This is a genomic window from Mesorhizobium alhagi CCNWXJ12-2 (assembly GCF_000236565.1).
Lineage (GTDB): Bacteria > Pseudomonadota > Alphaproteobacteria > Rhizobiales > Rhizobiaceae > Allomesorhizobium > Allomesorhizobium alhagi.
On record NZ_AHAM01000344.1, the window covers coordinates 1 to 7,875 of the forward strand.

Consider the following 7,875-nt stretch of genomic DNA (forward strand, 5'->3'; position numbering starts at 1 on the left):
AGATGGCCGACCACCGAAAGTTAGCTCCCCCAGCTCATACTGCAATGCACAAATCTGCATGTTGCCCATGCGAAGGCAACATAGCTCCGGAAAAGGATCGAAACGGTGCTTACCGGCCAAGCTATGCCCTTGACGCATGGCGCGGTGCAAAAAATAAACTCGCTCGTCCCTCCCAAGATCCTTCAAGACCCAACTCGATGACGAAGCCCGTTTCATGGCCGAGCGCGGCCCCAACGCCGGGCGCTCTGAGATCAAGGCGTCCGGCGATTTTCACCTGCTTCTGGCGGCGGTCGCGGGGAATGTAATCCTTCAGCGCTTCATGGAAGAACTGGTGGCCCGTTCGTCGCTCGTGATCGCCCTTTACGGCCGTTCTGGCGTCTCGAGTTGCGGACGCGGCGAGTATGTGAAGGTTATGGATGCGCTTAAGGCAACTCCGAACTGGCCAGCGCGCTGATGTTGCACCACATCGATCAACTCGAAGCCGACCTTGATCTTCGCATCAAGAGCGGCCCGACGTTGAGCGAGGCCCTTGAATTCTGACGACTATCGTAGGTGAGAAGGTCGATCGACCGTTCGCCCGGTCGAAATCGATGGTCCGTGCAAAACGACCCCCCGAGCGCAGAAAGTTATTCCGATCAGAGCCGATCGGCGCGGACCTTCAAAAGTTGATAAAGCACATTCCGAATACGCCGCAACATCGTCAACCACTTCTTGCTCATCTCAGTTTTGCCTTTGTCAACGGCGTGCCTCTGTCGCCTAATTTGCCGCCATGGCCATTCCAATCAGAGAGGCGCAATGATCCGGGTCCACGCTCAATGCTCAGCAATGTCGAGTTGTGTAGCAGCGGAATGGTCCGCGAGGGCTCGCGCGGCAGCAAAGCCGAGATGCCTTTGTTCCGTGCCGTCATGATAGACAAAGGAAAGGCGCCGCCGGTGCGAAGTCAGCTTCGCAGGCAGCGGATGATAGGTCACGCCGGCGCCGCCGACGAGCGGCATGACCGCGCCTACGTCGACAAGATCTTCGGTCTCGACGCGCAGCAAATGGAGCCGCAGGCCGTCCGCCGTTTCGCCTACGAAGGGTATGCCGGCAAGGCGCAGGAAGCTGGATGGATCGGGCGCACGCGCAAACCCTTCGAGAAAGGCCGTTTCGACAAGATCGATGTCGACCATTCTTGAATCGATAGGCTGTTCGTTGAGAACGTCGTGAGGCAGATGCGGAGTCTGCCACTGCAGAGGCTTCCCCGCCGGCCCGTTGTGGCCAGGCGGATGGGGATGGGAATGGTGATGATGGTCGTCACCATCATGGTGGTGGCCGTGGCTGTGATGATGGTCGTCGTGCATGTTCAGAAACTCACCGGCTTGTCGATGATGGATCTATGTTTGCCGAGATTGCCGTGCGCGACCATCGAGCCGAGCGCCTCGACGACGACGCGTACGCCGAACAGAGCCGTGATGTCGGACGTGTCGTAGGGCGGGGAAACTTCGACCACCTCCAGCCCGCAGATGCCGGGCGCCGCCACGAGTCCGAGAAGCTTGAGCGCCTCGCGCGGCAGAAAGCCACCCGGTTCCGGCCAGCCCGTGCCGGGCACGAAACCGCAATCGATGCTGTCGACATCGAAGGAGATGTAGACGGCGTCGGCGTCTTTCCAGGCGAGTTCGAGCGCTATTTCGGCCGCCTTCTCAAGGCCCATCTGTTCAATATCGGAAATGGTCAGCACATTCGTGCCCCGCTTCCGCGCTTCAGCCACGCCGTAGCGGGGAACCTGCCAGCCGCCGATGCCGAGCTGCACCAGATTTGTCGCCGAGACATTCGGCAAGTTGGTCGCCCAATACCAGGGCGTGGTGTGCATGCGTTCATCGAGATCCTTTTCCTGGATATCGATGTGACGATCGAAATGGATAATGCCTATGCGCTTGGAAGTGACGTCGGCGATGCCGCGCACGCAGGGAAAGCCGATCGAATGATCGCCGCCCAGCATGATCGGCAGTGCTCCCGAGGAGGCCACATGGCTCACGCCCTTGGTAATCTGGTCGAAGCTCTTTTCGAGGTTGGCGGGGATGGTGAATACGTCGCCAGCGTCGCAGAGCGTCATCTGCTCGCGCAAATCAACGCCGAGTTCGTAATTGTACGGCGTGTAGAGCGCCGAAATGCGGCGGATGCCCTGCGGCCCGAAACGGGTTCCCGGGCGATAGGTGGTGCCACTGTCGAACGGGATTCCGATGACAGCCGCGTCATATTTGCCGACATCGCGGACGTTCTCGACATAGGGCGCCTTGAGGAAGGTGTTGATGCCGGCGAAATGCGGAAGCTCTCCGCGCGAAAATGTCGGGATCGACTTGTCGATGATCGAATCCGATCCCGGCAGGCCCATGTCGAGCGCCCATTGCTGCTCCTTGCGCCAGCCGGCCTCTGACAGCTTCCCTTCGGCCTCGATCGATTTCCAGCCCTGCGTGCCGCGGGCGTCGAAATCGGGATGGTGAAAGCGTTCCATCGGCTCCCGGGCGACAAGGCCCGCGCGGCGGTGGCTGCGTTCGGGAATCTTTCTGGACATTCAAGGTCTCCCTTGCGACGCCGTCGTCGCTACTGCGGTATCCAGCCGGGCCGTCCCGACCATCGAGGCCACTTTGGCCACGTCTTGGGAAGCAGCCCGGTTCTTGCGGTCGAGCTTCAGATCGTAGGTGATCGTCGCGCCGTAGGCGGATGGGAATTGGGGATCATGGCGCACCTTGTCGAAGACGAGGACGCGTGTGCCGAGCTTGAACGCTTCGCCGATGTCGTGGGTGACCATCACCACGGTCATGCCGTGTTCGGTCCAGATCTCGGTGAGCAACTCGTGCATCTCCACGCGGATGCCGGGATCAAGCGCGCCAAAAGGCTCGTCGAGAAGCAGTATCTGCGGACGCCCGAGCAGGGTCTGCGCGATTGCCAGCCGCTGCTGCATGCCGCCGGAAAGCGAAGCGGGATAAAGGTCGCGCGCATGGCTGAGGCCGACCCGCTCCAGCATAGCTTCGGCCTCTTTCCTTGCGTGCTTGCGTTTGACGCCGAAGACGCGGCCGAACGGGCCGCCTGAGCGAAAGTCTTCGACCAGAACCAGGTTCTGCAGGGCGGTGAGGTGCGGAAAAACCGAGTAGCGCTGAAACACGATGCCGCGCTGCGGAGTCGGCTGAGGCACCATCGGGCTATCGCCGACGACGACCACGCCGCCGCTCGCCTGTTCCTGACCGAGCAGGATGCGCAGGAACGTCGATTTTCCGCAGCCGCTGGCGCCGACCAGGGACAGGAATTCGCCGGCCTGGGCGACAATGTTGACCCGCTCCAGGACGCGGGCATCGCCATAGCTCTTCTCCAGCCCGTGGACGATGATGCGGCTCATTTGCCTTCCACCGGATGAGCCCATGGGGAAACGACATGCGAAAGCCGCACAAGCAGCCAGTCGGTGATGACGGCAAGCAGCGTGATCCAAGCCACGTAGGGCAGGATGACGTCCATCGACAGGTAACGGCGGACCAGGAAAATGCGGTAGCCGAGACCCTCGGTTGAGGCGATGGCTTCGGCGGCGATCAGGAAAAGCCAGGCCGGTCCGAGCGCCAGCCGAACGCATGTCAGCAGCCGCGGCATGACTTGCGGCAGGACGATCCTCAAAACCATGGTCCAACTGTTACCGCCCAGCGTCTGTGCCTTGGCGACAAGCTCGGGCGGCAAGTCCATGACGCGGTTGGCGATGTCGCGAACCATCACAGGAGCGACCCCGACCGCGATCAGCGTGATTTTTGCCGTCTCGCCCAAGCCGAGTGCGATGAACAGGATCGGCAGCAGCGCCAGCGGCGGGATGACGCAGACAACTGTGACGAAGGGAAGAAGAAACGCTCGCACGCGCGGGATAAAACCGATGGCGATGCCGAGCGTGAGTGCGATGAAAGTCGCCGCGCTGACCCCGGCGAACAGCCTGATCAGACTGGCGTAAGAGTCGATCCAGAGGATGAGATCGCCCGAGCGCTTGTCCGGCACCGTGGCGAGATCCAGAAAGGTCGACCACATCTGCGTGGGCGAGGGCAAGAGCTTGTCATTGGGATTGGCGGCCAGCCTTTCGCCCGAGGCGACCAGATAGGCAACCGCCACGACGAGAAACGGCAAGGCGCCGAAGAACAAGGCGCCGCCTCGCGAAACCCTCGCATTGATCAGGCGAAGGCGCACTTTCGATCTACGCTGCGCGCGGCCCGGGACTACTTGGCCCGCGTCGTGTCCTGCATTCAGCGTATCGATTCCTCTGGCTACCATGTCGCGCCTGCGTCAGAGCGTTCCAGCGGCGGCCTCCGCCATGTAGGTCGGGTCGAAACGAAGCTTGATGTTGTTGACATCGCCAAGGGTGGAGCCGCCGGGGAAACTCATGCCCACCACGTCGACACTCGTCGCGTTGGTGCCGAGGATACCGTGCTCGAACAGAAAGTTGCGGACAATATCCATCGTCTTCGGCAGTTCGGCGCCTTTCGTGAACTCGACCGCCTTGGCGGCTTCGAAGAACATTGCGGTCGAGGCGAGTTGCGCGTCGAAGCCGGCAAGGTCCGTGCCGGAAGCCTTTGCCATCTCCTCCTTGGCTGCCTGCCCTTCGGGCGTTTCCGATGTCATCAGGTCCATCGCTTCGTACCAGGCGCCGACAAGCGCCTTGCCCAGCACCGGATTGTCCTTCAGCGTCTCCGTGTTCACGACCATCATGTCGATGATCTCGCCGGGAATCTGCGATGAATCGAAGACCTTGTGCGCGCCGGGCATGGCGACAATCTCGGAAACCAGCGGGTTCCAGGTGACGACGGACGTGACGTCACCGGTACCGTAGGCGGCGACCATGTCGGCATCGGACGTGTTGACGACCGTGATGTCTTTTTCAGCAAGATTGACCGTCTCCAGGGCCCGCGCCAGCAGATAGTGAGACACGGAAAGCTCGACGAGATTAACCTTCTGACCGGCAATGTGGGCCAGCCCTGTCTTGTCTTTCAGGATCACAGCGTCGTTGCCGTTGGAGAAATCGCCGATGATCAGCGCCGTTGTGTCCACTCCGCCGCCGGCGGGTATCGACAGCGCATCCATGTTGGTCATCGAACAGCCGTCGAAGCTGCCGGCCGTATACTGGTTGATGCTTTCGACATAGTCGTTGATGCGGGTAATCTCGACATCGATGCCGTACTTGTCCGCCCACTTTTTCATGATGCCGCTGTCGGAAAGATAGCCCCATGGCATCCACCCGACATAGATCGACCAGCAGATCTTGAAGTCCTTTTTAGGCGCCGCGTCGGCGGCTGGAATGAATGAAAAACCTAGTGAGGCGGCTAAGACGAGCCCGGCCAGCTTGCGAAGCATTCGCATACCCCTGTGTCTCGATCCGGATTGCGTCCGGATATTTGTTGGGGGTTCACGGAGCGCAACCGGGAGGAGGTTTGCGCCAGCAAACCCGTGCAGGGTTCTCCCGGGATTTTGGCCCGCCGTGTTCCGCCGGATGCCTCAGTGCATCCCTGGCGGTCGCGTCTCTTGGACCAGCACCGCTTGGTCGCGGCCGGAACCCTAGACGCTCTGCACGGAATTTACGAAGCAAAGAGCGTGCCAGCCCGAATTGCGGCCAGACGCGGCGGGATTTTCCCGTGCTAGCAGATTATACAACGCACATATGGCGTAGAAATCATCGCAACGCCGACGGATTAGGCACTCTCCGTGCGTCGAGACCATCACTAGTATCGCAGAATGTTCCGTTGATAGCGGCTCAGGTCTCAGTAACAGGCGTCAAGTGCGTCATTGCACAGAGCCATCCGCTCGCGGTCTTCGTGTAGACGTCGGTGATCCACTCGTCGGCTCGCATCGGATCACCCCTGAACGTGCCGGTATTCTGTCCCCGCCCGGTTACAACAGCAACGTCACCGTACACTTTGACCCGTTGGATCACCGTTGTCATCGTCTCGTGGGTCAGGACGCCGCTTTCGATCGCCCGCAGGAAATCGGGCCGGCTCATCGGGCCAACGTCTGCGGTTACCAGCACCCAATCTTCGGTCACGCAGGCGGCGATCTTGCCACATCGTTCGACACCATGGCTTGATTGAAGGCGTCCTCTTCCGCGGTAAATCTCTTGAATACTTCGTCATTCATGTTTGGGAGCTCCTCCCACTGATCGGGGCTCAAGTCATGCATCTACTTTATCATCCCACCGAGAAACGGCGAGCGCCAATCGACGCGCAACGATCCACGTGGCAAATTTGGAATGAAGGCTTCCTCTTTGTGGACCCTCTTCAGGCGCAATGGAGGTCGATCTGACCGGAAATGCCGCGGCCCGGGAGGAAACGTTCTGGTCACCCAGTCCGTTGCAGACATGCGGATTTGGCTTTTGAATTAGGATCAAGAAGATCATGGATTCGGGAACATACTTTCGCCTCCTACGATGCGCGCGAAGGCGATCAAGACTTGCCGACGAAGCCGAAGATCTTTTGCAATCCGCCTTGCTTGCGGCGATCGAAGCGCAGCGCGGTGACATGACACGCAGCGAAAACCGACGGTGGCTCGTTGGAGTGTTACGCAATCGCGCCCTGCACGAGGCGCGGTCCGCCGCACGCAGGCGGCAGCGCGAAAGCGCCTATATGCTCCGGAACACCGGAGAGGCCGCCGTCATAGCGGAGGAACTGGAGCCTTTCGTCGCTACTTTGCCGCCAGCCCTCCGCACAACGGCGCTGCTCGCCATAACCGGGCATACAAAGGCCGAGATCGCTTGGCTTTTACGCTTGTCCGATGCCGCTTTGCGCAAGCGGCTCAGCGAGATCAGACAGCGCTGGCGCCGATCAGAACTCCGCATCCTGCCGGGAAACGGTGACCCCTGGGGAAACCTGCCGTTCGGTCTCGTGCGCAGGGCGCTAATCAAGAGAGTTCGCGATGCCAACGTCGTGCTGGCAACGCACGATCCCGATGGTCATCTCTTCGTCGTGACCTCACAAATGGCCGAGGCACGGCAACCTAGAACGTCCAATATCTGAAAAGGAGAAGACCAATGTTCGGAAAAGTGCGGATCGGAGCCATTTGCTACTACGTCAGCGACATCGCACGGACGGAAGCTTTCTATCGTGATGTTCTGGGACTGGAGGTCACGAGCATGGGTGACGATGGTTCTGGCAATGCCTGGCTTCAGGCCAGCACAGAAGGTGGAGTCGATCTGATTTTCTTCAAACAGGAATGCAGGCCGGGGAACTCGCCGATCGTCACTTTCGATCTCAAGGAAGGCGGGATCGACACCATTGTTGCCGCGCTGGCCGAAAAGGGAGCTACTATCGTTACACCGGTTAGCCATGCTCCTGGCGGGTGGTCCGCCGAATTCTCTGACCCAGACGGTCACACGATTTCCATGTACCAGTCCGAGGAGACCCCCCGCAGGAAAGACACCATGTAATTCGTTGAATACGCGGCAACACATGTTGCAGCGGATTCAGTTGGTGATTGAACGTCCGCTCGTCCCGCGAGGCGTCATTCGCAGCACACCGACCGAATTCCGCAATCCACCCCATTGCGGAAGCTCGGCCTTGAGGATCGAGAGCTTGGCAGGGCGTTATCAACTTAACGCGCGGTGAGCGATTTGCGGCGTAGACGCGTTCGCATGAACACGCCCGCCGTCCGCTATAAGCGCCATCGCTATTGCCGAAGCGCCAAGCCTCCTGACCGTGGTTCCTGGTCATCGTCGCATCGCCTCCAGCGTGTGGCAGTCATCCCATGCCGCTGGAGCTTGGCGCCCGTCCGAACCTGGTCCGATCATTCCACTCACTCCACAGCGCCTACGGCCAAAGTGAACTGGATGAATCGCTGCAAAAAAGCCCGCTGCGGGAGGAGGTGCAGCGGGCTTTCTATTTGGGC

Annotated in this window: 9 protein-coding genes, 1 pseudogene and 1 riboswitch; of the genes and pseudogenes, 4 read left to right on the forward strand and 6 right to left on the reverse strand. The window is 60.2% G+C overall.

The window, feature by feature from the left end:
* The coding region (locus MAXJ12_RS38630) for a hypothetical protein (protein ID WP_210160953.1) at positions 1–186 on the reverse strand (186 nt) is incomplete at its 3' end.
* On the opposite strand from MAXJ12_RS38630, the pseudogene MAXJ12_RS34865 reads away from it, so the two are divergent.
* Positions 179–540 (forward strand): annotated as a pseudogene (locus MAXJ12_RS34865) (FCD domain-containing protein); the annotation flags it as partial. The gene MAXJ12_RS38630 and the pseudogene MAXJ12_RS34865 sit on opposite strands and share 8 nt — an antisense overlap.
* 50 nt (positions 541–590) lie before the next feature.
* The gene (locus MAXJ12_RS38635; protein ID WP_210160954.1) at positions 591–1,175 is read left to right on the forward strand and encodes a hypothetical protein; all 585 of its coding nucleotides are present in this window, start codon (positions 591–593) and stop codon (positions 1,173–1,175) included.
* A 167-nt stretch (positions 1,176–1,342) separates the two neighbouring features.
* Here the strand turns inward: MAXJ12_RS38635 and MAXJ12_RS33935 are convergent, their stop codons facing one another.
* The 5 genes from MAXJ12_RS33935 to MAXJ12_RS33955 form a co-directional block, all read right to left on the reverse strand.
* Positions 1,343–2,551 (reverse strand): agmatinase family protein, encoded by a 1,209-nt coding sequence (locus tag MAXJ12_RS33935; RefSeq protein ID WP_008840781.1) that lies wholly within the window; start codon positions 2,549–2,551, stop codon positions 1,343–1,345.
* The gene (locus MAXJ12_RS33940) at positions 2,552–3,373 is read right to left on the reverse strand and encodes an ATP-binding cassette domain-containing protein (RefSeq protein ID WP_008840782.1); all 822 of its coding nucleotides are present in this window, start codon (positions 3,371–3,373) and stop codon (positions 2,552–2,554) included.
* On the reverse strand, positions 3,370–4,278 hold the full coding sequence (locus MAXJ12_RS33945; protein WP_085984178.1) for an ABC transporter permease: 909 nt from the start codon (positions 4,276–4,278) through the stop codon (positions 3,370–3,372). Before MAXJ12_RS33945 ends, MAXJ12_RS33940 begins: the two co-directional genes overlap by 4 nt.
* A gap of 12 nt (positions 4,279–4,290) precedes the next feature.
* Entirely contained in the window at positions 4,291–5,361 is a 1,071-nt protein-coding gene (locus tag MAXJ12_RS33950; protein WP_008840784.1) for a putative urea ABC transporter substrate-binding protein, read from the reverse strand.
* Positions 5,362–5,456: 95 nt separating this feature from the next.
* Positions 5,457–5,571: riboswitch (guanidine-I (ykkC/yxkD leader) on the reverse strand.
* Positions 5,572–5,752: 181 nt separating this feature from the next.
* Positions 5,753–6,040, reverse strand: coding sequence for a nuclear transport factor 2 family protein (locus MAXJ12_RS33955; RefSeq protein ID WP_008840785.1), 288 nt, complete (start codon positions 6,038–6,040; stop codon positions 5,753–5,755).
* A 349-nt stretch (positions 6,041–6,389) separates the two neighbouring features.
* Between MAXJ12_RS33955 and MAXJ12_RS33960 the strand changes: the two genes are divergently transcribed.
* Together MAXJ12_RS33960 and MAXJ12_RS33965 are read left to right on the forward strand one after the other, a co-directional pair.
* Positions 6,390–7,007, forward strand: coding sequence for an RNA polymerase sigma factor (locus MAXJ12_RS33960; RefSeq protein ID WP_040589733.1), 618 nt, complete (start codon positions 6,390–6,392; stop codon positions 7,005–7,007).
* Positions 7,008–7,021: 14 nt separating this feature from the next.
* Positions 7,022–7,417 (forward strand): VOC family protein, encoded by a 396-nt coding sequence (locus tag MAXJ12_RS33965; protein ID WP_008840788.1) that lies wholly within the window; start codon positions 7,022–7,024, stop codon positions 7,415–7,417.
* Positions 7,418–7,875: the final 458 nt, after the last annotated feature.